Consider the following 22,471-nt stretch of genomic DNA (forward strand, 5'->3'; position numbering starts at 1 on the left):
CCCCGGCACTTCGGGAAGTCGGTCGGGCTACTTCGGGAAGTCACGATCCCCTGTGCTCGCGCAGCATGTTCGCCACGCGGAAGGCCAGTTCGATGGACTGGCTCGCGTTCAGCCGTGGGTCGCAGGCCGTCTCGTACCGGGTGCACAGGTGGGTGTCGAGGACTTCCTCCGCACCGCCGAGGCATTCCGTCACGTTGTCGCCCGTCAGTTCCAGGTGGAGGCCGCCGGGGTGCACGCCTTCCTGCTTGTGGGCTTCGAAGAACCCGACGACCTCACGGGTGATGTCGCACAGCGACCGTGTCTTGTAGCCGCTCTTGGACACGAACGTGTTGCCGTGCATCGGGTCGCACGCCCACACGACCGAGCGGCCGGTGGACCGGACAGCTCGGAGCAACGGCGGCAGCAGGTCCGTGACGCGGTCGGCGCCCATCCGTGAGATCAGCACGAGCCTGCCGGGCACGTGGTCCGGGTCCAGCCGCTCGACGAGATCACGCAGTCCACACGGTGTGGTGGTCGGGCCGACCTTCAGCCCGATCGGGTTGGCGATCCCGGACAGGAACTCCACGTGCGCGCCGTCCAGCTGCCGGGTGCGGTCACCGATCCACACCATGTGCGCGCTGGTGTCGAACCAGGCGCCGGTGTTCTTGTCGTACCGGGTCAGCGCCTGCTCGTAGTGCGGCAACAATGCCTCGTGCGAGGTGTAGAAATGCACCTGCCGCAAGGACTGCGTGCCATTCATACCGCACGCCTGCATGAACCGCAGCGCCCACGTGATGTTGTCGGCCACCTGCTCGTAGTGCTGGCCTGCCGGGCTGCGCCGGACGAACTCCGTGTTCCACTCGTGCACCTGCTCCAGGTCGGCGAACCCCTTCGTGGTCAGGGCACGCAGGACGTTCAGCGTCGCCGACGAGTGGTGGTACGCCCGCATCAGGCGTTCCACGTCCGGGCGGCGTGCTTCCGGTGTCGGCTCGGGGGAGTTGACGATGTCCCCGCGGTACGCGGGCAACTCGATGCCGTCGATGACCTCGGTGGGTTTGCTGCGCGGCTTGGCGAACTGGCCGCCGATCCGGCCGACCTTCACCACCGGCAGGCCGGAGCCGTACGTCAGCAGGATCGCCAGTTGCAGGATCACCCGCAGCTTGCTGCGTACGCCGTGCTCGGTGCAGGAGGAGAACCGCTCGGCGCAGTCGCCCGCTTGCAACAGGAAAGCGTTGCCTTCCGCCGCGGCGGCGAGGGACCGTTGCAGCGTGCCGATCTCGTCCGGCAGCACCAGCGGCGGCTGCAGGGCGATCTCCTCGGTGACGCGTTCCACCTGGACGGGGTCGGGCCAGTCCGGCTGCTGGGTGATCGGCCGGGACCGCCACGAGTCCGGGTGCCAGGTCGACGGCGGCAGGTGCGTCCGGGTCTGCGTGGACGGGACGGGCAGGATGGGCGTGCCCAGCCGGTGTGGCTGGATGTCGATCATTTGCATGCTGACAACAGCTCCCTCACGAGCGGGCCGGGATCCCGTCCGGCGTCGAGTTCGTTGACGATGGCGCTGCCGACGATGGCGGCGTCGGCGTGCCCCCGGAGCAGCGAGACCTGCTCGGCACTGGAGATGCCGAAGCCCGCCGCGACAGGGAGATCGGTGTGGGTGCGGACCTTGGCGAGCAGTGCGTTGACGTCCGTGGGCAGTACGGATCGGCTGCCGGTGATCCCGGTGACCGTCACGCAGTAGACGAACCCCGTCGACGCGTCGCACGCCGCCGCGATCCGGTCGTCCGGACTGGTCGGCGCCACCAGGAACACCGTTTCCAGTCCCGCGCCGGTCATGGTCTTCGCGATCTCGGCGGACTCCTCCACCGGGACATCCGGGATGATCACGCCCGTCACGCCTGCCTGTGCCGCGTCACGGGCGAACCGCTCTGGTCCGTAGGCGAGGACCGGGTTGACGTACGTCATCAGCAGCACGGGCGCCGCCTGTTCACCGGCGATGTCGGCGGCGGCCTCCAGGCACGCCTCGGTGGTGGCTCCGGCGGCCAGCGCCCGTTGGCCCGCGCGTTGGATGACCGGGCCGTCGGCCAGCGGATCGCTGTAGGGAATGCCGAGTTCCAGCGCGGCGATGCCGCTGTTGACCAGTTTGCGGCCGATCTCCCTGGTGGTGGCCATGTCCGGGTGACCGGCCATCAGGTAGGGGATGAGCGCGAGCTCACCTTGGTTCAGCAGCAGTGTCACAGCGGACCTCCGATCACCGGCATGTCGGTCGGGGACACCGACTCGATGGTGTGCATGTCCTTGTCGCCGCGACCGGAGAAACACAGCAGGATCCGAGCGCCCGGACCCATCTCACGGGCGAGCTCACCGACGTGGTGGATCGCGTGCGACGTCTCCAGCGCGGGCATGATGCCCTCCAGCCGGGTGCAGAGCTTGAAGGCGGCGACGGCCTCGTCGTCGTTCACGGCCACATAGGACGCTCGGCCCAGTTCGGCGAGCATGGCGTGCTCCGGGCCGACGCCGGGGTAGTCCAGACCGGCGGCGATCGAGTGCGTCGGGAGCACCTGACCCTGCCGGTCCTGCAGGATGTAGCTGAAGCTGCCGTGCAGCACACCCGCCTGGCCACCGACGGTCGCCGCCGCGTGCTGTCCCGTCTCCACGCCGAGGCCGCCTGCCTCGACGCCGACGAGGTCGACGCTCGGGTCGTCGACGAACCCGGCGAACATTCCGATCGAGTTCGACCCGCCGCCGACACAGGCGACCACGGTGTCGGGCAACGTGTTCTCCGCGGCCAGGTACTGCTCGCGGGCCTCGTCGCCGATCACCCGCTGCAACTCGCGGACCATCTCCGGGTACGGCGCGGGGCCGACGACCGAGCCGATGATGTAATGCGTGTCGCGGACATTGGTCACCCAGTCGCGGATCGCCTCCGACGTCGCGTCCTTCAGCGTGGCCGTGCCGGAGGTGACCGGCCGGACCTCCGCGCCGAGCATCCGCATCCTGCGGACGTTCACCTCCTGGCGCCGCATGTCCTCGGCTCCCATGTAGACAGTGCACGGCAGGCCGAACCGGGCGCACACGGTCGCTGTCGCCACGCCGTGCTGACCCGCGCCGGTCTCGGCGATGATCCGTCTCTTGCCCATCCGGCGCGCCAGGACCGCCTGTCCCAACGCGTTGTTCAGCTTGTGCGCGCCGGTGTGGCAGAGATCCTCGCGTTTGAAGTGGATGGTCGCGCCGCCGAAGTGCTCGGTCAGCCGTTCGGCGTGGTACAGCGGTGTCGGCCTGCCGACGAACGTCGCCTGGCGCGCCCGCAGCTCGCTGAGGAAACCGTTGTCCGCACGCAACTGCAGCCATGCCGTCTGCAGCTCGTCGAGCGCGGCCATCAGCGTCTCGGGGACGTACTGCCCGCCGAACCGGCCGAACCTGGTGCGTTCGCTCATGCGTTGCTCAGCTCCCTGACCTTCGCCTCCGGGTCGGCGGCCCGCATCAGGACCTCGCCGACGAGTACCGCCGCGGCCCCTGCCTCGCGCAGGGCGGCCGCGTCCTTGGCTGTGTTGATCCCGCTCTCGCCGACCAGCAGCCGACCGGATCCGACCCGGTGGCGCAGCCGCGCGGTGAGCGTCATGTCGATCCGGAAGTCCCGCAGGTCCCGGTGGTTCACGCCGATCACGGCCGCGCCCGCCGCCAGGGCCACGTCGACCTCGGCCTCGTCGTGCACTTCGACGAGGGCCTCCATGCCGAGGCCTCTGGTGTACGCGAGCAGCTCGGCCAACCGGTCCGGTGCCAGCGACGCCACGATCAGCAGCAACGCGTCCGCGCCCAGCGCACGTGCCTCGACGATCTGGTACTCGTCGTCGATGAAGTCCTTGCGCAGGACGGGAACTTCGCCTGCCGAGCGGGCGATCGGCAGGTGGTCGGGACTGCCGCCGAAACCGTCCTCGTGGGTCAGCACCGAGATCGCGGCCGCGCCGCCGCTGTTGTACGCCCGTGCGCGTTCGGCGGGCCGGTAGTCGTCTGTCAGCGGCCCTTTCGAGGGGCTGCGTGGCTTCATCTCGGCGATCACGCTCAGTCCCGGCTCCCGCAAGGCGGCGGCGAAATCGCGGGGTGCCGGTGCGGTCGACGCCAGCGCGACCAACTCGGAGAACGGCCGGACGGAACGGCGTCGTGCGGTCTGCTCGTTCGCCGTCTGGATCAGCTTGGTGAGCATCGTGGACCTGGTCATGGTCATGAGGGCACCGCCACCCGGTCCTGCGAAACAGCGATCCACCGGTTCAGCAGAGCCGTGACCGCGCCGCTGTCGATCGCCCGCGCGGCTTGAGCCAGACCGTCCTGCCAGTCGACGGCCCGCCCGGTGATCCGGAGCGCGGCGGCCGCGTTGAGCAGCACGATGTCCCGCTTCGGCCCGGTCTCACCGGCGAAAACGCGGCGGATGATGGCGGCGTTCTCGACCCGGTCCCCACCGGCGAGCTCGGCGACGGACGCCCGTGCCAGGCCGAGGTCGGCGGGGTCGAACCGGTACGAGTGCCGCACGCCGTCGGCCATTTCCACCACGCCTGCCGGCGCGCCGAGGCTGAGCTCGTCCATGCCGTCCTCGGAGTGGAACACCAGCGCCCTGGTCACCCCCAACCGGGACAGCACCTCGGCCATCGGCACGACGGCATCGGCATTGGGCACACCCAGCGCTTGGTAACGAGCATGGGCGGGGTTGCACAACGGCCCGAGGAGATTGAACACAGTCCGGATGCCCAGCTCCTTGCGCGGTCCGGCGGCGTGCCGGAACGCGGGGTGGAACGACGGCGCGAACAGGAACACGATGCCCGCCTCGGCCAGACACCGGCCCGCTTCCTCCGGCGTCAGCTCGATCCGCACACCCAACTCCTCCAGCACGTCCGCGCTGCCGCAGCCGGAGGACGCGCTGCGGTTGCCGTGCTTGGCCACCCGCACGCCACACGCGGCCGCGACGATCGCCGACGCCGTGGAGATGTTGAACGTGTTCAGCCTGTCGCCGCCGGTCCCGCAGGTGTCCAGGACGTCCGAGCCGAACGGCACCGGCCGGGCCATCTCCCGTGCCGTCCTGGCCATGCCCACGATCTCGTCGACGGTCTCGCCGCGGACGGCCATCGCCATCGCCAGCCCGGCGATCCGGGCCGGGCCCGCGGCGCCGCACATGATCGTGCGCATGGCGTGCGCCGCTTCGGCCTCGCTCAGGGTCTCCCCGCGGGACACCCGTCTGATCAGGTCAATCATTGGCGCACTCCAGGAAGTTCGCGATGAGTTGCTTGCCTTCCGTGCTGAGCACCGACTCCGGGTGGAACTGCACGCCGAACGTCGGGTGCTCGCGGTGCCGCAGGCCCATCACCAGGCCGTCCACCCACGCGTTGGGCACGAGCTCCGGCGGGAACGACGCCGGGTCGACCACCAGCGAGTGGTAGCGGGTCGCGGTGAACGGGTCCGGCAGGCCGGACAGGACACCGGTGTCGTCGTGGGTGATCCGCGCGGTCTTGCCGTGCACCGGCGCGGTCCGTACGACGTCCGCGCCGAACGCCGCACCGATGCTCTGGTGGCCCAGGCACACGCCGAGGATCGGCACGGCTCCGCTCAACGACTTGACGGCGTCCATCGAGATGCCCGCCTCGGTCGGGGTGCACGGGCCGGGGGAGATGACCAGCAGGTCGTGCCCGGCCAGTTCGTCGATCGTGGTCTCGTCGTTGCGGAACACGCGTGGATCGGCACCCAGTTCGGCGAGGTAGTGCACGAGGTTGTAGGTGAACGAGTCGTAGTTGTCGATGACCGCGACCGTGGGTGTGCTCATTGAACTGCCTCCGCTTGTCGGACGGCGGTGAACATGGCGCGGGCTTTGTGCAGCGTTTCGCGGTACTCGGCGGTCGCGTCGGAGTCGGCGACCACGCCCGCACCGGACTGGACGTGCACCTTGCCGTCCGCCACGACGATCGTGCGCAACGCGATCGCCAGGTCCGCCGCGCCGTCGTAGCCGACGAACCCCAGTGCGCCGCCGTACACGCCCCGCCGCTCCGGCTCCAGCTCGGCGATGATCTCCATCGCCCTGATCTTCGGCGCGCCGCTGAGCGTGCCCGCGGGGAACGTCGACCGCAGCGCGTCAAGCCCGTCCGCCTCATCGGTCAGCTCACCGGCCACAGTGGACGAGATGTGCATCACGTGGGAGAAGCGCTCGATCTCCATCAGCTTCTCCACCCGCACGCTGCCCGGCACGGCGACCCGGCCCAGGTCGTGGCGGCCGAGGTCGACGAGCATGACGTGCTCCGCGCATTCCTTCTCGTCGGCGAGGAGTTCCTGTTCCAGCGCGAGGTCCGTGTCCAGGTCCTGGCCGCGGGCCCGTGTCCCGGCCAACGGCCTGGTCTCGATCCGCCTGCCAGTCGTCTTGACCAGCAGTTCGGGCGAGCAACCGACGACGTGCCGTCCGCCGCCCAGGCTTAGGTGGTACATGTACGGTGACGGGTTGATCGCCCGTAGGTGCCGGTACAGGTCGAGGGGTGTGGCGGTCAGCGGCTTGCTGAACCGCTGGGACAGCACGATCTGGAACGCGTCGCCCGCCGCGATGTACTCGCGGGCCCGTTCGACCCGTGCCTCGAACTCGTCCTGCGTCACGTTGGACTGCCAGCCGTCCAGCAGGTCCCCGTCCGCCCGGCAGAGCGAGACCACCGGGCGGTGTTCGGCCGGGCTGCTGATCTTCTCCCGCATCACCGCGATCCGGTCCAGTGCGTCCTGATAGGACTCGACGGCCGGGCGGTGCGCGGTCACCAGGATCAGCCTGCGGGTGGCGTGGTCGAAGACGGCGAGGTCCTCGACGCTGAGGAACGCCGCCTCCGGCAGACCGGGCGCCGGGCCGTCCGCCTCGGGGAGCCGCTCGAAGTGCCGGGCGGTCTCCCAACCGAGGTACCCGACCGCGCCGCCGAGGAACGGCGGCAGACCAGGAACCGGAGCGACCTGTTGTGCGGCGAGCGATCGCAGAGTGGCGAGCGGGTCGCCCGCCGGGAGGGTGAGCGGGCGCGGGCGGTGCCCGACGTACGAGTACCTCCCGACATCTCCGGTCACCGGAACGCTTTCCAACAGGAAGCCGGGCTCGTCCTCACGGCACAACCGCTCGAAGACGGTCACCGGAGTCAGGGCGTCGGCCAGGAACTCTTCGTGTACGGGCACAAGCATGGTTCAGCCCCTCGGAAGAAGTGTGATGACCGCGTGATCCTCGGGGCCCATGAAAATGCCCTGCTGTTTCGCGGCGGGAAGGGGAGTTTCGCTGAGTTCCCAGTCCAGCCCGGCGATCGCCATGGCCAGTATCATCTTCATCTCAGCACGCGCGTACCCGCGGCCGACGCAAGTCCGTTGCCCGCCACCGAAAGCGCCGAACACGTACGGGTCGACCTGGTTGCCGACGAACCGTTCCGGCAGGAATTCCTCCGGCCGCTCGTACACCTCGGCGCTGCGCTGGGACAAATAGGCGCAGTGCACCAGGATCGAACCTGCCGGAATGACGTACTCGTCGATCCGCAACGGTTCCTTCAGCAGCCGGACGCCGTTCAGCGCGGAGACCGGGTGCAGCCGGAGCGTCTCGGAGATCGTGGCGTCCAGGTAGTCCAGGTCGCCGAACTCGTCACGCGACAGCGGACGCTCGCGGAACCGGCCGCCGACCTCGGCGCGCAGCCTGGCCAGCACCTCGGGCCTGCGGGTGATCTCGGCGAACACCCACGACAGCGTGTTGGCCGTGGTGGAGAAACCGGTGTACAGCAAGCTGAACACCTCGTCACGCACGACCTCGTCGGTCAGCGACTCGTCTCCTTCGGCCGCGTGCCGCAGCAGGGCCGCGAACACGTCGTCCTGGCCGATCGCGTCGGACTTGGCCAGGTGACCGGGGATCCGCTGCTCGACGAACGCGCGGATCTCCTTGTCCGCCGTGGTCACCTGGTCCACTGTGTACTTGGCGTTCTCCGTGCGCGGCAGCATCTCGCAGAGCACCGCGCGGTCCTCGGCCGAGAAGTTGCCGCACACGACCTCCACGATCACCTCGGACGTGAGCTTCTGCAGCTCCTCGTACACCGGGAAAGCCCTGCCGCGCGGCCACGCCGCGAAGTGGCGGTCCACGGCCTCCTGGATGATCGCGATGTAGTCCTTGCCGCCGCTGAACGCCGGGTGCAGCTGCGCGCGGCGTCTGCGGTGTGCCTTGCCGTCGATGTAGCCCACCGACTCCTCCATGGTGCCGAAGAAGACCTGGTTGGCCTCGGCGCCGCTGGTGGTCCGCACCGCGCTGTACATCGCGCGGATCTGGTGCGGCCGGGACACGAACACCCACTGGCCGCTGATCTCGACGTCCACGGCGTCCTCGTTGCCGAGCGAACCGAGGTCGATGGCGAAGATCGTGCCGTGCTCGGCGGACTGCTTCTCCACGTAGCCGAACGGGTCGGCGAAGAAGTTCGCGCGCTGCTGTTCGGGGGTTTCGGCCGGTGCCGGTGGCAGCCGGTCAGGTGTGGTGCTCACGGGAGACATGTCGAATCCTTCTCAGAGCTTGCCGAGGGACCACGTGACGTCTTCGAGGAGCTGGTCGATCACGACCTTGTCGGTCTGGTGGTGCATGATGCACGACCGGACGACCAGGCCCTCCTCGGGCAACGTGGTGGTGGACAGGTAGACGCTGCCGCGCGAGTTGATCAGCTCGGCCAGCCGTTCGTTGCGGCGCGCCTGCTCGGCGCGGTCGGCCGAGCGGGCACCGAACCCGACGGTCGGCAGGTGCGGCTCGCCCCGGTCGACCACCTTGATGCCGTCCAGCTGCGCCAGCCGGTCGGCCAGGTCCTCGGCCAGGTCGAGCTTCTCGTCCAGGCAGCGTTCGAACGCCTTGATGCCGTGCAGTTTGATCGGCAGCCACGCGGTGAGGCCGCGTGCCTCGCGGGTGAGCTCCGGGCCGTAGTTGCAGAAGTCGACGAAGTTGTCGTCATTGGACAGCTCGGGGACGTACGCGGCGCTGCCGATCTCGAACGCCGCCTTGAGCTGTGACTGGTCCTTGACCAGCAGCGCGGAGATGCCGTGCGGCAGGAACAGCGACTTGTGCGCGTCCACCGCGATCGAGTCCGCCTCTCCGCTGCCCGCCAGCAGCGCCTTGCCCCTGCCGGTGAGCCGGAAGAACCCGCCGAAGCACGCGTCGGCGTGCATCCAGATGTTGTAGCGGGCGCAGAAGTCCGCCAGCTGGGCCAGGTCGTCGACCGCGCCCGTGTTGGTGGTGCCCGCGGTGCCGACGACGCAGGCCGGGACGTACCCGCGGTCGATGTCGTGGTTGACCGCGCGCCGCAACTCGTCGACGTCGATGCTGTAGTCACGGTTGACGCCGATGCTGCGCACCCGGTCACCGGGTATCCCGACCATCCGGGCCGCCTTGGCGACTGAGAAGTGGCCCTGGCTGGACACGTACACGGTCGCCCGTTGCTGTGCCGCTTCACCGGCCTGCGCCAGAGCACAACGCAACGCCATGAAGTTCGCGATCGACCCGCCCGTGGTCAGGTAGCCGAACGAACCCGCGCCGTAGCCGAGCATCGAGCAGAACCACCTGATCACGTTCGTCTCGATCTGGGTGAACCCGGGAGACGCCGCCCACGCGCCGGGGAACCGGTTGAGGGTGCGGGAGATGAACTCACCGACCGCGGCCTGGAACAGCCCGCCGGACGGGACGTGCGCCATGAACCCGGGATGCGGGTGGATCATCCCGTTGGTCATCGCCTTGTCGAAGATCTCCGAGAGCAGCACCTCGAGGCTGGTGCCGTGCTGGGGAACGTCGTCCTCACGCAACAACGCGCCGATCAGCCTGCCGTCCGCGTCGTCGGAGTTGTGCAGGTAGGACGCGGGGTACTTGCCCGTCGCCAAGTCCTCCTGGTAGCGCAACAACCGGGCCGACACCGTGTCGAGCAGGTACTTCTGCTGGTCGAGTGCCAGGTCCAAAGTAGATGTCTGACCCAGCCGCGAGCCCGCCGTGGCACACTCGGCCGGGTAGGCGTCCAGTATCTTGTGCGCCTCGGTGTGGACGTCCATCCTGCTGCACAGGTCGTCCACGATGCCCCGCTGCTGTTCGTGCTTGGAGACCACCTCGTTGTACGGGATGGTGGTGAACGCGACCATGTGGTACAGCGGGATGAAGTCGCCCGGGTGCCGCAGGTGCAGCTGCTTCTCCAGCTTGTTGCGGGCGTGGAAGCCGGTGTCGTCGGTGTGGGACTTCAGCTCGGCCCGCATCGCCAGCGACAGGTCCGCGATCGCGTCACCGGGTGCCTTGCGGGCGTCGGTGAAGTCCGCGAGTGCCGTGCGGACCGCGGTCTCGAGGTCGTGCCTGGCCAGCCGCTTGTCCAGGATCTCGAAGAACGTGCGGACGTCCTCGAAGCTGCAGTTGATGCCCTGGCCGTAGAACGGCACCATCGTGTGCGCCGAGTCGCCGATGAGCACCGCGAGCTCGTGGTGGTACGGGAAGCACTTGATGGTCTTCAACGACGACGGCGGCGCGGCCAGCACGTCCTTGGTCAGCTGCGGCAGGAACTCGACGATGTCGGGGAAGTGCTCCGCGAACAACGCCCGCACGTCCGCCTCGGTCCTGAGCTTGGCCCACGTCGGCTGCTCGGGGTCGTCGGACGTGAGCGGCATGAACAGGCCCGTGGTGTAGCTGCGGTCCACATTGGGTTGTGACAGCAGGACGAAGTCGCCGCGTGGCCACACGTGCAGGCCGTGGATCTCGCTGTCGGGCCTGCTGGGGTCACGCAACGCCTGGAGCAGCGCGTAACCGCCATCCGCCGACGGCGGCATCTTCAGCTCGGCGAACCCGTCGGTGATGTACTCCTGCGAGATGCTCATCCGCGCGCCGCGGCGTGACATCTCCTGCCGGACGATGCTGTTGGCGCCGTCGCAGCCGATCAGGACGTCGCCGCGGCTCTCCCGGATGCCGTTCGAGCTGGTGGCGAACGTCGCCGTCGCGGTGGCGGGATCCGCGCGGATGCACTCGTGCTCGAAGTGGATCCGCGCGCCCGCCTTCTCGGCCTCGTCCATCAGCGTGCGGTGCAGCAGTCCACGGGGGATGGACAGCAGGTGGTGGTCGTCCGCTGTGCCGTACCGTTGGTAGGACAGCGTTCCGTCCGCGTGGTGGATGACTCGTTGCGGTAAGGGCACCCCGTTCTGGTAGAGGACCTCGATGAGGTGCGGTTCGAGCGACTTCAGGCCGCGGCGGGTCAGGGTCAGGTTGAAGGAGTGGCCCTTGCCGTGGTGCGGACCACGGAAGTCGGTTCCACGCTCGAAGAGTTCGACCTGGAAGGCACGCCTGCGCAGTTCGATCGCGACCAAGCACGCGACCGGGCCCGCGCCGACGATGACCGCCTTCGCCTGGTGGGTGTTTCCGGACATGTACGCCTCCTGGCCCAATCGCGCCGTAACCGATCGCGTGGGTCTGTGTGACAGGGACAGTGGGGGAACGCCTGAAACGAAAGCTATTCCGGCTGCCTCTTGCTCCACTCTCGGCGGGACGCGACGGGCGATCAGCTCTCGGTGGCCTGTGCGGCCAGGGCCCCGGCGTCGGGCACGACAGCGCCGTTGGGGCCGTCGGTGAACATGCCGGGGTGGCGTGACCGCATCAGACCGATCAACCGGTCGTAGTCGACATCGTCGAAGTGTCCGTGCTCGGTGAGGAACTCCATCTGTTCCCCGCCGGTGAACGGGTGCAGGCGCGCGTCGGACTCGCCGTCGAACTCCAGCGGTGGCATCCGGTACAGCCGGCACAGCACCTTGTTGAACACCGGGGTGACGTACAGCCACCGCCCGCCGAGCTGGATCGACGTCAGCCAGTGCACGAACGTGTCGCCGCCGACCAGCGCCTTGAGCGCCGGAGACGCCAGGTGGTTGCGGACCTCGCTGACGACGATCCTGCTGGGGATCCCGACGGCACGGACCGCCGCCGCGTACAGGATCGACTTGTGCGCGCAGAATCCCTGTCCACGGGCGGCGATCGCACTGGCCCGCAGGCCCTCCCTGGACAGATCCTGACCGCTGACTTCGTAGTGCAGGCCGTCGCGAACCGCGTAGAACAGCCGGACGGCCCGGTCTTTGCGCGTTGTGGCGTCGCCGATGGCCTTGGCGACGAAGTCCTGGACGCGTTGGTCGCGGTAGTCCAGGAACTCGGTGGGGTGGGTCACCACGACGATCCTCCGTTCTCGCCCAGATCCGTGGAACCGATGCCCATGACGGCGGCGACCTTGTTGCGCTGGATCTCCGAGGTCCCGGAGTAGATGGTCCCGGCGATCGCGTCACGCAGGCCGCGCTCGATCCCGGTGGACGACAGGTATCCGGCGCCGCCGAACACCTGCACGGCGGTCCGCGCGGTGGCCACGTTGGCCTCGCTCACCACGATCTTGGTCATCGCCACGCGTGCGGTGACGTCCTCGCCCGCGACCATCCTGGCGGTGGTGTCGTGCAGCCATTTCCGGGCGGTCTCGACACTGATCCGCATGTCGACGATCTTGTGGGCGACTGCCTGGAACGCGCCGATCGGCTGTCCGAACTGGACACGACCGCGGGCGCGGCGCGCGCACGCGGCCAACCGGCGCCGCATCTGGCCGACCTGCCCGGCAGCGATGAACAGGATCTCGCGCGCCATCACGTGCGACAGCAGCCACGAGCCGCCACCGACCTGACCGACGACGTGATCGGCCGGGACACGCACGTCGTTCAGCTCCGCCGTGCCCAGCGGTGAGCACCGCAGGCCCATCTTTCCCAGCGGCTCGCTCAGCGTGAACCCCTTGGTGTCACGCGGAACAGCGAACGCCGTCAGCCCGGTGAAAGTGCCAGGTTGTCCGGTCACTGTGTACACCACGACCAGGTCGGCGATGGGTCCGTTGGAGATGAACGCTTTGCGTCCGTTGAGGACGTAATGGTCGTTGTCCGCTACGGCTGTCGTGCTCATCGCGAGGGCGTCCGACCCGGCCTGCGGCTCGGTGATCGCGTGGGCGCCGATGATCCGTCCCGTGGTGACGGCGTGTTCGTAGCGTTCCCGCAAGGCAGGGGAGCCGAACCGGGCCAGGGGAACCGCGCAACTGGCCAGCTGGGTGGCCACGCTGAACCCGAGGCTCGCGTCGTCGCTGCCGTGACCGAGGCCCTCCAGTGCCGCGGTGAGCTGGGGCAGCGTCTGGTCGCAGCGCCTCCGGTCGCTGGTGAACGGCAGTCCGAAAAGGCCGGTCGCGGCGATGAGATGCCATTTCTCGTGGGAGAACTCGGCCGACTGGTCGTCGGCCGTCACACCGGTGCCGAGCTTCTCACCGAGCTCAGCCATCCGCTCGTACCACTCCTCCGAGCGCATGAAATACCTCCTTCCGCAGGTGGGACATCGTGAGTGGTTACCGGGGTCCTGACCCCGACAACCACTCACGAGGGGTTCAGTAGCAGGAATAGCCGTCCTGGCAGAGGGAGTGCTTTTCCTCGCCGGACAACGGCGGGTTGAACACGCTGATCAGGTGCAGGTCCTCCGATGCAGCTGCGGTCAGGGTGTGTGCGTCGTGCTGGTCGAGCGCGTATAACACCCCCGGTTCGATCGGGTGCGTCACGCCGTCGCTCGTGACCACCTCGCCTTTCCCGGAGATGCAGTAGCAGGCTTCCAGGTGCTTGCGGTACTGCAGCTTCGAGCTGGTGCCCGCGTGCACGACGGTGTGGCAGACGGTGAATCCCATGCCGTCGTCGGCGACGAGCAGCCGGTAGCTGTCACCGTTTCCCCAGTCGACCCTCTTGACGGTTTCCCTGGTGCGAATGAACATCGTTGTTCTCCGATCTGTTTTGGGCGTGCGTCACCCACTGGGAAAAGCGGGTGAGAAAAGGGAAAGGTGTAAACCTAGGCCTGCGGCTGCGGCGCGGCGCCGAGGAACTCGGCGATCGAGGCGACCGACCGGAAGTAGTCCGGGCGCAGGTCGGCGGCGTCGATGTCGACACCGAACTCGGCGGACAGCCCGCTGACCAGGCGGACGAGACTGAGGCTGGTGATCAGCCCGCTGGCGATCAGGTCGTAGTCGTCCGGCAGGTCGGCCGGGGTGACGTCGGGTGCGAAGTTGCGCAGCACCCATTCCTTGATCTCTTCGGTCGGCGGCATGTCAGATCCTTTCTGTGTAACGGGTTTTCACGGCCGTGCGGTCGACCTTGCCGGTCGACGTCTTCGGCAGCGCCTCGTCGACGATCGTGATCGTGGTGGGGATGGCTGTCCTGGCAAGGCCCTCCATGCACAGCTGGCGCAGCTTGAGGCTGTTGAGCGCGGATCCCTCCCTGCGGCTGACGACCGCGTGCAGCACGTTGCCCGCCAGGTCGTCGGGCACGGCGACGACCGCGACCTCCGCGACGTCCGGGTGGCGCTGGATGACGTGCTCGACCTCGGCCATGTTGGTGCGGGCGCCGCGGACCTTCACGTGGAAGTCGGCGCGGCCTTCGAGGGTGAGTACCCCGTGCTCGTCCCGGTGCACGACGTCGCCGGTCCGGTAGAACACGGTGTCGCCGTGGGGGACGAATCGGTCCCGGGTGACGTTCGGGTCGAGGTAGCCGCTGGCCTGGAACGGCGTGGACACCCACAGCTCACCCGAGCCGGGGCCGTCGAGCAGGTCACCGTCGCAGGTGATGACGCGCGTGTCGACGCCGGGAAGCGGGGAACCGATCGGCAGCTGCCGCTCGGCCGCGTCGGTGATCTCGTACATGGTCGAGTCGTTGGTCTCGGTACAGCCGTAGAGGTTGTAACGGCGGGCGGCGGGGAACATCCGCGCCAGCTCGGGCAGCAGCCGCGGCGGCGCGGAGTCACCGGTCACCACCACGTGCTGGACGTCGGGGAACCAGACGGGGCCGATGCTGAGGTCGGCCAGCAACCGGTAGACCATCGGCACGGCCTGCACGACGGTGATCCGGTGGCTGTCGACCAGGTGCGCGAGGTAGCTCCCGTCGGTGGCGAACTGGGGTTCGACGAGTGTCACGGTCGCGCCCCCGGCCAGCGACGCCCACACGTCCAACAGCGAGAGATCGAAGTTCAGCGGCGCGTAGGACAACACCCGTGCCCCCGGCCGGATGTCGAACGCGGTCGCTGCCCAGTCGAAGAAGTTGTCCACACCGCGTGGTGACAGCGGAACGAGCTTGGGCACACCGGTCGACCCGGACGTGGTGAGGATCAGCAGCGAGTCCCCGGCGGGCGGTGCGTGGTACACGCCTTCGGGCCGGGTGGGCTCGCTCAGCACAGGGCTCGGCGTGACCAGCCGTGACACACCCGCTGCGTTGGCGAGCATGGCCAACGCCGCGCTGCCCAGGTCGCGGGACGGCAGTACGACCGTGTGACCCGCGCGCCACAGGGCGATCAGCAGGACCACCAGCTCCGGTGACTTGTCCGCGGACACCGCGACCCGCTCACCGCGCTGGAGACCTGACGAAGCCAGCTCGGCCGTGGCGTCGTCGACCATCCGGGCGAGATCGGAATAGGTTATGGTCACGTCCCTCCAGCGGAGCGCGGGCGCGCCCGGCCGTTCGGCGATCCGCTCCTTCAGCCGCGCGAGGAACTTCTGAGAAGGCATGGTCGGCTCCCGTGTCGTGTTCCCGCCAATTCGCTGGGAGGAAAAGGAAAACTCCCTCGGCCCGAGTCGAATGTGGCGTCGATGCGATGTACAAACCCCCGGCTCACCCCGGTATTCTCGGTTGTGACGTGGATCATATCGAATGGTGGGCGACTTGACTGAGTGTGCTCGCCGAGGTGGTCACGGGCTTGTCGACACGTGTCCGGCCGGTGTAGACGGCGGCCGTTTGTCGTTGGGTGGCACCGAGTTGGTCAAGTGAGAGCGATGTGGGTGCACCGCATTGCCGGTCTGTCCCGTGCGTGCGTTCACTGGTATGGCGCGCAGATCACTGACACCAAGGCCGAATGCGGGAGACGACGACATGGGTGAGCAGATCAAGTTCCAGCTCCGCGAGGACGACATTCCGTGGACGTGGCAGAACGGTGCCGCGGACTTACCCGGAATGGCACCGATTCTCGACCCGGCGACCGCCGCACCGCTCAAACGGGACGATCTCGCGCGCACCATGCCGGAACCGTTGGTCGAGCAGGAGCTGAGCACCGCGCCCGAGTTCGAGATCCCCGAAGCGGTGCGCGAGATCTACCGCCAGTGGCGCCCGACGCCGATGTTCCGGGCGCGCAGGCTCGAGAAGGCACTCGGCACGCCCGCCCGCATCTACTACAAGTACGAGGGCGTCGCGCCGACCGGCAGCTTCAAACCGAACTCGGCCGTTCCGCAGGTGTACTACAACAAGCTGGCCGGACGGCAGCGGCTGGTGGTCGAGACCGGCGCGGGCCAGTGGGGCAGCGCGATCGCGTTCGCCGCCGCGCTGTTCGACATGACCGCGAAGGTCTACATGGTGAAGGTCAGCTACCAGCAGAAGCCGTACCGGCGGTCGATCATGGAGGCGTTCGGCACCGAGTGCACGCCGAGCCCGAGCGCCGAGACCGCGGCGGGCCGGGCGATCCTGGCGGAGAACCCCGACCACCCCGGCAGCCTCGGCGTCGCGAAATCCGAGGCGCTCCAGGCGGTTTTCGCCGACGGCAGCAGCGGCTACGCCCGCGGCAGCGCCCTCAACCACGTCTGCGCGCACCAGTCGGTCATCGGCCAGGAAGCCATCAAGCAGATGGACCTCGCCGACGACTACCCCGACATCGTGATCGGCTGCGCGGGCGGCGGCAGCAACCTGGCCGGGCTGTCGCTGCCGTTCTTGCGTGAGAAGCAGCGCACAGGCAAGGATGTGCGGCTGATCGCGGCCGAGCCCGTGGCCTGCCCGACGCTCACCCAGGGCCGGATCGCCTACGACTACGCCGACACACGCCAGCTCACGCCGCTGTTCCGCACCCACACCCTCGGCCACCGGTTCATCCCGCCCGCTGTGCACGCAGGCGGGCTGCGCGCGCACAACATCGCGCCACTGGTCAGCCGGGCCGTGGAGGACGGGCTGATGGAAGCCGTCGCGCTGCGCCAGACCGAGTGTTTCCAGGCCGGGGTGATGTTCGCCCGTTCGGAGGGGATAGTGCCCGCGCCCGAGTCGACGCACGCCGTCCGGGCCGCTGTCGACGAGGCGCTGCGCTGCCGTGAGGAAGGCGTCGCCAGGACGATCCTGTTCGGGCTGTCCGGCCACGGGAACTTCGACATGGCCGCCTACGAGCAGTACTTCGCCGGGCGGCTGCGTGACGACACCCTCTCGGCAGAGGCGCTCGCCAGCGGCCTGGCCAGCATCCCGCAACTGGTGGCGGTCTGACATGGTGCTGTTCCTGGCGCTCGGCCTGATCTGGGGCGGCAGCCACACGTTCATCACCCTGTCGCTCAACGGCCTGACCCCCAGCCAGCTCGTGCTGGCACGGCTGGTGCTCGGCGCGGTCGTGCTGGTGGCGGTCGTCCGGCTGCGCGGGATCAGGCTGCCCGCGTTCGGCGTGGTCTGGGCTCACATCACCATGGCCGCGATACTCGGCCTCGTCGCGCCGTTCTTACTGCTCGCCTGGGGACAGCAGCACACGAGCGCGGGCATGGCGGGTGTGCTCATCGGCGCGATGCCGTTGATCACCCTGGCGTTCGCGACTATGACCCTGCCGTCCGAACGTGCGACCGTGCGCAAGACCTTCGGGTTGCTCATCGGGTTCGTCGGCGTGGTGCTGGTGGTGGCGCCGTGGGGTGCCGCGCCGGGGACACTGGGTGGACAGGTCGCCGTGCTCGGCGCGGCGGCGTGTTACGCGGCTCAGGCCGTGTACATCAGGAAAGTGCTGTCCGGACTGGACATCGCCCCGCTAGCGCTGGCCGCCGCGCAGGTCATGGCGGCGACTGTGTTGCAGGCGTTGGTCACGCCCCTGTTCGAATGGCACACGCCGACGTTCACGTGGCCGGTCGTAGTGAGTATCGTGCTGCTCGGCACGGTCGCGACAGGGGCGGGTTACGTGTTGTACTTCCGGCTGATCCGCGATCACGGCGCCACCACCGCGTCCGCCGTGAACTACCTGGTGCCGGTGGCCGCTGTCGTGATCGGCGTTCTGACGCTGTCGGAACCGGTCACCTGGAGCATGGCCGCCGGGGCAGTCATCGTCCTGTTGGGTCTCGCCGTCGCCGAGAACCGACTCGGTTCGGCACCCGCCCGACCCCAGCGCGCGGGGAAGGTGACGACCCGGTAGGCCGCCGGGAAATCCACGGGGAACGGCCTCGCAGGCGTTCCCCGTGGGGCGTTCACGCGGTGAACCCGGCGGTCTGCCGCCAGATCTTGCCGTCCTTGATGACGAGCGTGCCGAACGTGTCCCGGCGCTGCCCGCCGACCTCCATGGTGGCGCGGTAGAACACTGTGTCGCCGCTTTCGGCGTACTGGCTCAGTTCCACCAGTTCCGGCCTGGCCGCGAGGTAGCCGCGCATGGTCGCCCGCACCTCCTCGATCCCGCTCGCCACGTGGTCGAACCGGACCAGAGTCGCGTCGGGCGCGTAGTTGTCCAGCAGGGCGTCGAGATCGCCGCCTGCCAGGCAGTCCAACTGCTTGCGCAACACCGGGTGCATGGTTCCTCCTCATCGCCGTTTTGGTTCGACACTAGACAAGCGTTCGCGGTCAACGGATCCGCGACCGGACGAAGTCCCATCGGGAAGGTGGCGTGATGACCGACCGGATCACCGACGAGTCGATCAGGAAGCTGGTGGACGACTGGTACCTGGCGCTCGACCGGCACGACGAGGTCGAGACCGTCAAGGGCATGCTGGTCGACGACGGACTGGAAATGCGGTTCCCGGAGACAACCGCACGAGGCCACGCCGGATTCGGCGAGTGGTACAAGACCGTGACGAACAAGTTCTTCGACGAACTGCACGTAGTGACCGACGTGTCCGCCAGCATCGATGGCGATCGGGCGACTGTGCTGGTACGAGTCAACTGGCAGGCGTCGGTCTGGACCCCGCCGGAGCCGCGAAGTGCCCGGCTCGACTTCGACGCCGACCAGACGTGGGTCGTCGTGGCCGGGCGGAACGGGCCGCGGATCAAGTCATACGTGGTCAACGGCCTCGTGCCGAGGGAGCAGTCGTGAACACGAAGGACGTACTGGTGAAGTACTACGAGTACGCCAACGCGGGGGACTGGGACAGCTGGTGCGACCTGTTCGCCGAGCGCATGGTGATGGACGAGCAACTCGCCGGGCACATCGAGGGCAGGGAGACCCTGCGGACCATGATGAGCGGCTTCGGCGACAGGTACTCGTTGTTCCGCAACGCACCGCGCCGGATTCTCGTCGACGGGCAGGAAGGCGTGGTGGTTTCCCGGATCACCGCGACGACCACGAGCGGAGACGGCATCGAAGCGGACGTGATGAACTACTTCCGGGTCGAGGACGGCCGAATCGCGTACATGAGCAACGTGCACGACACGGTCCCGTTCCAGGTGCTGACGTCATGACGGAGTTCGACTACATCATCGTCGGCGCCGGAGCGGCAGGGAGCGTGTTGGCGAACCGGTTGTCCGCCGACGGCGCCAGTGTGCTCCTGCTGGAGGCAGGCGGCGCGGACCTGCCCGCCGACGTCACGGATCCCGCCGGGTGGCTGCGGCTGCACGGCGGGGAAGCCGACTGGGGATACCGGACCGTCCCACAGTCCGGCCTACTCAGCAAGTCCACAGTGGAACCGCGTGGCCGCGGGCTCGGTGGGTCCAGCAACCTGTACGCCATGATGCACGTCCGTGGCCACCCCTCGGACTTCGACAACTGGGCGTACCAAGGCGCGGCGGGATGGTCCTACCAGGACGTCCTGCCGTACTTCGACTCGCTCGAACCGCCCGCCACCCACGCGGGCGATTCGGGCAACCCTGCCTCGCAGGCGTTCATCGAGGCGTGCCTGGAGTTGGGGTACAAGGAGATCGACGACTTCAACACCAGCGAACTGGCCGGGGTGGGCTGGCACCGCCTCGACATCAGGGACGGCAGGCGCCACGGCGCGCGAGCGGCCTACCTGGACCCAGTGCTGGACCGGCCGAATCTCACGGTACGAAGTAGTGCCCAGGCGATTCGCCTGCTGATCGATCGGCACGAATGCACAGGCGTCGAGTACCGCTGGCGGTCGGAGACGGTACGCGCCCACGCGCGTGCCGAGGTGATCCTCGCCGCCGGAGCGATCGAGTCACCGAAGCTGCTGATGCTGTCGGGAATCGGGCATCCGGGTGAGTTGGCGGAGTTCGACATCCCGGTCACGGCACCGTTGCCGGGCGTGGGGAAGAACTTCCACAACCATGTGCTGACCGGCGTGATGACGGAGGCTCATGCGCAGGTGCCTGCACCTGTGCACAACTTCTCGGAGAGTGCGTTGTTCGCCGTTTCCCAGGCGGGTCTGCCTTCTCCCGACATCCAGTTGGCGTTCGTCCATGCGCCGTTCTACCCGGGGCACCCGAACTCGGTGAGCGTCCTGCCAGGTGTGGTCCGGCCCGTGTCACGGGGGTGGATACGGCTGGGAACGGCCGATCCGCTCGGGAAGCCGCTGGTGCACCCCAACTACCTGAGCGACCGCGCCGACGTCGACCGGCTGGTCTACGCGGTGCGCCTGGCGCGTGCAGTGGTCGCGACAAGGGCATTCTCCGACTGGAACAAGCTGGAAGTCGTGCCGGGCGCCAACGTCTACGGGGACCAGGCGCTGGTGGACTTCGTGCGGGAACACGCCGACAGCTACCACCACCACGCCGGGTCGTGCCGGATGGGCATCGACGATCTGTCCGTTGTGGACCCTTCCCTGCGGGTGCATGGAGTTGCCGGACTGAGGGTAGCCGACGCCAGTGTGATGCCCGCCTTGCCGTCGTGCAATCCGCACGCGACGGTGCTGATGATCGCCGCGCGGGCAGCGGATCTGATCAAGGCGGTGGGCTGATGCGGTGGTCCCATGTGGCGTTGAACTGTGTGGATGTCGGGCGCACCGAGGCGTTCTACCGGCAGTTCGGGTTCAGCCGTGTTGCCGCGTTCGGCGACATCGTGTTCATCGGCAACGGATCCGTGCACCTGGAGCTGTTCCCCGCGGTCGATGGGTTGGCGGTGTCCGGTTCGCGGGACGGACCTGGCGCGGCGGGCGTTGTCCGTCACCTGGCTTTCCAGGTCGACGACGTCGACGCGGTGGTTGCCGGGCTGGACGCCGAGGTCACTTGGGGGCCGCTGGGGTTCGACGAGTTCGTTCCCGGGTGGCGGACGGTGTGGGTCCGGGACCCGGACGGGATCGTCGTCGAGGTCAGTCAGGGCTTTCCTGCTTCCTAGACCTGGCCGGTGGGGCCAGGACTGCTCGGATCTGCGCGAGTGACGCCTCGGGGCTCATGGCTTGCCGGGCAACGTGGTCGAGAAGGCGTTTGATTTTGCCGGTATGCCTCGGATCGTGGCTTTCCTGCAGACCGATCACTGAGTCGGTGAACACGCTGTCGGGCTCGTCGAGGTCGTCGAATGACAGCAGGCTGACCGAGCTGGTGAGTTCCGGATCCGCACATGCGGTCGGCACGATCTGGAGGCTGACATTCGGCAGCTCGGCGCACGTGACCAGCTTGGCCAGCTGGGTGCGGTCGAGCCCCTGCCGCAGTACGGATTCGTGGATCAGGGCGTGGAACTCCAGCACTGGTGGTGTGGTGAGGCGTTCTTGCTGGCGCATCAGGAAAGGCACCCGCTTGGCCACCGGGAACGGACGCTGTTCCGCGATGGTGGTGCGTGCGTAGGTCTCGGTTTGCAGGAGGGCGGGGATCCGGCTGAGTTGGTATTCGACCTTGCGGCTGGCGTAGTCCTCCAGCCGGATGTAGCGAACGTCGTCGAGGTTGAACTCGTGCCACCATGGCCGTTGCTTCGCCTGCTTCCACAGTTCGGCGTAGGGCGTGTAGTCACAGCTCGGAACGCCGTACGCGTCCAGCAGGATGATCAGCTCGTGGTAGGTGGGCAACTGGCGGCGTTCAAGCCGACTGAGCTTCTTGGGGTCCAGGAATACCCGCTCGCTCGCCTGTTCCTGGGTCAACCTATTCTGCTCACGCAGCTTCTTCAACACCCGCGCGAGCTTGCGGCCGAAGTAGTTCAACTCCAGATTGCCGCTCATACGGGCTCCTTCAGCGCGAGCGCTGGATACTCGGTGATGGGCATGATGTCGCGTTTCGAGTCCGTAGTGGATTGTGGCGTAGTGGGTTGCGTCCGGTCGGCGAGGTCGAGCACCGGGAGTTGCTGGTCGGCCGCGGGAAACATCCAGGCGATCGCGAGCAGGCAGCACTCGGGGCACAGGCGGTGCGATGTGATCGGCCGTTGCTCCCACACTTGCTCGACCGGCAGCCCGCACAAGGCGGTCCACGGACACTGCCGTGACACCACATGCAGCCGTGCGGCGTAGTACACGCCGCGTTCCGGATTGGTCCCCCACAACACGATCCCGGTGGTTTCCACGTGATCACCCGGCGGCCTCGCCGTCGACCGCCGGTGGTCCATTGTATGAGCTGTCACGGT

The 22,471-nt window shown here is 68.1% G+C and carries 23 protein-coding genes; 6 read left to right on the forward strand and 17 right to left on the reverse strand.

Annotated features, from left to right (window positions below; translation table 11 throughout):
• Positions 1-40 precede the first annotated feature (40 nt).
• The 14 genes from ALI144C_RS17800 to ALI144C_RS17865 all read right to left on the reverse strand — a co-directional run bounded on the left by ALI144C_RS17800 (position 41) and on the right by ALI144C_RS17865 (position 15,548).
• Positions 41-1,471: a class II 3-deoxy-7-phosphoheptulonate synthase gene (locus ALI144C_RS17800; RefSeq protein ID WP_143230700.1), complete on the reverse strand. Its 1,431-nt coding sequence runs from the start codon at positions 1,469-1,471 to the stop codon at positions 41-43.
• On the reverse strand, positions 1,462-2,214 hold the full coding sequence (trpA, locus tag ALI144C_RS17805; RefSeq protein ID WP_076988230.1) for a tryptophan synthase subunit alpha: 753 nt from the start codon (positions 2,212-2,214) through the stop codon (positions 1,462-1,464). Before trpA ends, ALI144C_RS17800 begins: the two co-directional genes overlap by 10 nt.
• Positions 2,211-3,413 carry a tryptophan synthase subunit beta gene (gene trpB / locus ALI144C_RS17810; RefSeq protein ID WP_076988231.1) on the reverse strand — a complete coding sequence of 401 codons (1,203 nt, stop codon included), beginning with the start codon at positions 3,411-3,413 and terminating at the stop codon, positions 2,211-2,213. Before trpB ends, trpA begins: the two co-directional genes overlap by 4 nt.
• A complete protein-coding gene (gene trpC / locus ALI144C_RS17815; protein ID WP_202818981.1) occupies positions 3,410-4,201 on the reverse strand; it encodes an indole-3-glycerol phosphate synthase TrpC in 792 nt (263 codons plus the stop codon). The genes trpB and trpC overlap by 4 nt, the downstream gene beginning before the upstream one ends.
• Positions 4,198-5,220 (reverse strand): anthranilate phosphoribosyltransferase, encoded by a 1,023-nt coding sequence (gene trpD, locus ALI144C_RS17820; protein WP_076988232.1) that lies wholly within the window; start codon positions 5,218-5,220, stop codon positions 4,198-4,200. Before trpD ends, trpC begins: the two co-directional genes overlap by 4 nt.
• Positions 5,213-5,785: an anthranilate synthase component II gene (locus tag ALI144C_RS17825; protein ID WP_076988233.1), complete on the reverse strand. Its 573-nt coding sequence runs from the start codon at positions 5,783-5,785 to the stop codon at positions 5,213-5,215. Before ALI144C_RS17825 ends, trpD begins: the two co-directional genes overlap by 8 nt.
• A complete protein-coding gene (locus ALI144C_RS53340) occupies positions 5,782-7,158 on the reverse strand; it encodes an anthranilate synthase component I family protein (RefSeq protein WP_083753130.1) in 1,377 nt (458 codons plus the stop codon). The genes ALI144C_RS17825 and ALI144C_RS53340 overlap by 4 nt, the downstream gene beginning before the upstream one ends.
• A gap of 3 nt (positions 7,159-7,161) precedes the next feature.
• The gene (locus tag ALI144C_RS53345) at positions 7,162-8,484 is read right to left on the reverse strand and encodes a cytochrome P450 (protein WP_083753131.1); all 1,323 of its coding nucleotides are present in this window, start codon (positions 8,482-8,484) and stop codon (positions 7,162-7,164) included.
• Between the two features lie 21 nt (positions 8,485-8,505).
• A complete protein-coding gene (locus ALI144C_RS53350; RefSeq protein ID WP_083753132.1) occupies positions 8,506-11,373 on the reverse strand; it encodes an aminotransferase class V-fold PLP-dependent enzyme in 2,868 nt (955 codons plus the stop codon).
• A gap of 131 nt (positions 11,374-11,504) precedes the next feature.
• The gene (locus ALI144C_RS17845) at positions 11,505-12,158 is read right to left on the reverse strand and encodes a transglutaminase-like domain-containing protein (RefSeq protein ID WP_237774195.1); all 654 of its coding nucleotides are present in this window, start codon (positions 12,156-12,158) and stop codon (positions 11,505-11,507) included.
• Positions 12,155-13,318, reverse strand: coding sequence for an acyl-CoA dehydrogenase family protein (locus ALI144C_RS17850; RefSeq protein WP_076988235.1), 1,164 nt, complete (start codon positions 13,316-13,318; stop codon positions 12,155-12,157). The genes ALI144C_RS17845 and ALI144C_RS17850 overlap by 4 nt, the downstream gene beginning before the upstream one ends.
• Positions 13,319-13,394: 76 nt before the next feature.
• Positions 13,395-13,769, reverse strand: a complete 375-nt coding sequence (locus tag ALI144C_RS17855) for an ectoine synthase (RefSeq protein WP_076988236.1) — start codon at positions 13,767-13,769, stop codon at positions 13,395-13,397.
• A 74-nt stretch (positions 13,770-13,843) separates the two neighbouring features.
• A complete protein-coding gene (locus ALI144C_RS17860; protein WP_076988237.1) occupies positions 13,844-14,098 on the reverse strand; it encodes an acyl carrier protein in 255 nt (84 codons plus the stop codon).
• Position 14,099: 1 nt separating this feature from the next.
• A complete protein-coding gene (locus ALI144C_RS17865) occupies positions 14,100-15,548 on the reverse strand; it encodes an AMP-binding protein (RefSeq protein WP_076988238.1) in 1,449 nt (482 codons plus the stop codon).
• 361 nt (positions 15,549-15,909) lie between these two features.
• Here ALI144C_RS17865 and ALI144C_RS17870 point away from each other — a divergent pair, with 361 nt between their 5' ends.
• Positions 15,910-17,274: a TrpB-like pyridoxal phosphate-dependent enzyme gene (locus ALI144C_RS17870; protein ID WP_076988239.1), complete on the forward strand. Its 1,365-nt coding sequence runs from the start codon at positions 15,910-15,912 to the stop codon at positions 17,272-17,274.
• A gap of 1 nt (position 17,275) precedes the next feature.
• Complete coding sequence (locus ALI144C_RS17875) at positions 17,276-18,175, forward strand: DMT family transporter (RefSeq protein ID WP_076988240.1); 900 nt, start codon at positions 17,276-17,278, stop codon at positions 18,173-18,175.
• Between the two features lie 52 nt (positions 18,176-18,227).
• On the opposite strand, the gene ALI144C_RS17880 is transcribed toward ALI144C_RS17875, so the two are convergent.
• Complete coding sequence (locus ALI144C_RS17880; protein WP_076988241.1) at positions 18,228-18,545, reverse strand: nuclear transport factor 2 family protein; 318 nt, start codon at positions 18,543-18,545, stop codon at positions 18,228-18,230.
• A 95-nt stretch (positions 18,546-18,640) separates the two neighbouring features.
• Here ALI144C_RS17880 and ALI144C_RS17885 point away from each other — a divergent pair, with 95 nt between their 5' ends.
• From ALI144C_RS17885 to ALI144C_RS17900, 4 genes are read left to right on the forward strand one after another with little or no spacing between them, the layout of a single operon-like run.
• Positions 18,641-19,063 carry a nuclear transport factor 2 family protein gene (locus ALI144C_RS17885; protein ID WP_076988242.1) on the forward strand — a complete coding sequence of 141 codons (423 nt, stop codon included), beginning with the start codon at positions 18,641-18,643 and terminating at the stop codon, positions 19,061-19,063.
• On the forward strand, positions 19,060-19,428 hold the full coding sequence (locus tag ALI144C_RS17890; protein ID WP_076988243.1) for a nuclear transport factor 2 family protein: 369 nt from the start codon (positions 19,060-19,062) through the stop codon (positions 19,426-19,428). Before ALI144C_RS17885 ends, ALI144C_RS17890 begins: the two co-directional genes overlap by 4 nt.
• Complete coding sequence (locus ALI144C_RS17895) at positions 19,425-20,882, forward strand: GMC family oxidoreductase (RefSeq protein WP_076988244.1); 1,458 nt, start codon at positions 19,425-19,427, stop codon at positions 20,880-20,882. Before ALI144C_RS17890 ends, ALI144C_RS17895 begins: the two co-directional genes overlap by 4 nt.
• Positions 20,882-21,259, forward strand: a complete 378-nt coding sequence (locus ALI144C_RS17900) for a VOC family protein (protein WP_076988245.1) — start codon at positions 20,882-20,884, stop codon at positions 21,257-21,259. Before ALI144C_RS17895 ends, ALI144C_RS17900 begins: the two co-directional genes overlap by 1 nt.
• Here ALI144C_RS17900 and ALI144C_RS17905 read toward each other — a convergent pair.
• Together ALI144C_RS17905 and ALI144C_RS17910 are read right to left on the reverse strand one after the other, a co-directional pair.
• A complete protein-coding gene (locus tag ALI144C_RS17905; RefSeq protein ID WP_076988246.1) occupies positions 21,234-22,073 on the reverse strand; it encodes a helix-turn-helix domain-containing protein in 840 nt (279 codons plus the stop codon). The two genes, ALI144C_RS17900 and ALI144C_RS17905, sit on opposite strands and share 26 nt — an antisense overlap.
• Positions 22,070-22,411 carry a hypothetical protein gene (locus tag ALI144C_RS17910; protein WP_143230702.1) on the reverse strand — a complete coding sequence of 114 codons (342 nt, stop codon included), beginning with the start codon at positions 22,409-22,411 and terminating at the stop codon, positions 22,070-22,072. The genes ALI144C_RS17905 and ALI144C_RS17910 overlap by 4 nt, the downstream gene beginning before the upstream one ends.
• Between the last annotated feature and the right edge of the window lie 60 nt (positions 22,412-22,471).

This window comes from Actinosynnema sp. ALI-1.44 (assembly GCF_001984155.1).
In the GTDB taxonomy this organism is placed as follows: Bacteria; Actinomycetota; Actinomycetes; order Mycobacteriales; family Pseudonocardiaceae; genus Kibdelosporangium.

Coding starts and splice junctions, on each gene's coding strand:
- ALI144C_RS17800 (WP_143230700.1), bottom strand. CDS start 1,471: ATGCAAATGATCGACATCCAGCCACACCGGCTGGGCACGCCCATCCTG.
- trpB (WP_076988231.1), bottom strand. CDS start 3,413: ATGAGCGAACGCACCAGGTTCGGCCGGTTCGGCGGGCAGTACGTCCCC.
- trpC (WP_202818981.1), bottom strand. CDS start 4,201: ATGACCATGACCAGGTCCACGATGCTCACCAAGCTGATCCAGACGGCG.
- trpD (WP_076988232.1), bottom strand. CDS start 5,220: ATGATTGACCTGATCAGACGGGTGTCCCGCGGGGAGACCCTGAGCGAG.
- ALI144C_RS17825 (WP_076988233.1), bottom strand. CDS start 5,785: ATGAGCACACCCACGGTCGCGGTCATCGACAACTACGACTCGTTCACC.
- ALI144C_RS53340 (WP_083753130.1), bottom strand. CDS start 7,158: ATGCTTGTGCCCGTACACGAAGAGTTCCTGGCCGACGCCCTGACTCCG.
- ALI144C_RS53350 (WP_083753132.1), bottom strand. CDS start 11,373: ATGTCCGGAAACACCCACCAGGCGAAGGCGGTCATCGTCGGCGCGGGC.
- ALI144C_RS17850 (WP_076988235.1), bottom strand. CDS start 13,318: ATGCGCTCGGAGGAGTGGTACGAGCGGATGGCTGAGCTCGGTGAGAAG.
- ALI144C_RS17855 (WP_076988236.1), bottom strand. CDS start 13,769: ATGTTCATTCGCACCAGGGAAACCGTCAAGAGGGTCGACTGGGGAAAC.
- ALI144C_RS17860 (WP_076988237.1), bottom strand. CDS start 14,098: ATGCCGCCGACCGAAGAGATCAAGGAATGGGTGCTGCGCAACTTCGCA.
- ALI144C_RS17865 (WP_076988238.1), bottom strand. CDS start 15,548: ATGCCTTCTCAGAAGTTCCTCGCGCGGCTGAAGGAGCGGATCGCCGAA.
- ALI144C_RS17870 (WP_076988239.1), top strand. CDS start 15,910: ATGGGTGAGCAGATCAAGTTCCAGCTCCGCGAGGACGACATTCCGTGG.
- ALI144C_RS17875 (WP_076988240.1), top strand. CDS start 17,276: ATGGTGCTGTTCCTGGCGCTCGGCCTGATCTGGGGCGGCAGCCACACG.
- ALI144C_RS17880 (WP_076988241.1), bottom strand. CDS start 18,545: ATGCACCCGGTGTTGCGCAAGCAGTTGGACTGCCTGGCAGGCGGCGAT.
- ALI144C_RS17885 (WP_076988242.1), top strand. CDS start 18,641: ATGACCGACCGGATCACCGACGAGTCGATCAGGAAGCTGGTGGACGAC.
- ALI144C_RS17895 (WP_076988244.1), top strand. CDS start 19,425: ATGACGGAGTTCGACTACATCATCGTCGGCGCCGGAGCGGCAGGGAGC.
- ALI144C_RS17900 (WP_076988245.1), top strand. CDS start 20,882: ATGCGGTGGTCCCATGTGGCGTTGAACTGTGTGGATGTCGGGCGCACC.
- ALI144C_RS17905 (WP_076988246.1), bottom strand. CDS start 22,073: ATGAGCGGCAATCTGGAGTTGAACTACTTCGGCCGCAAGCTCGCGCGG.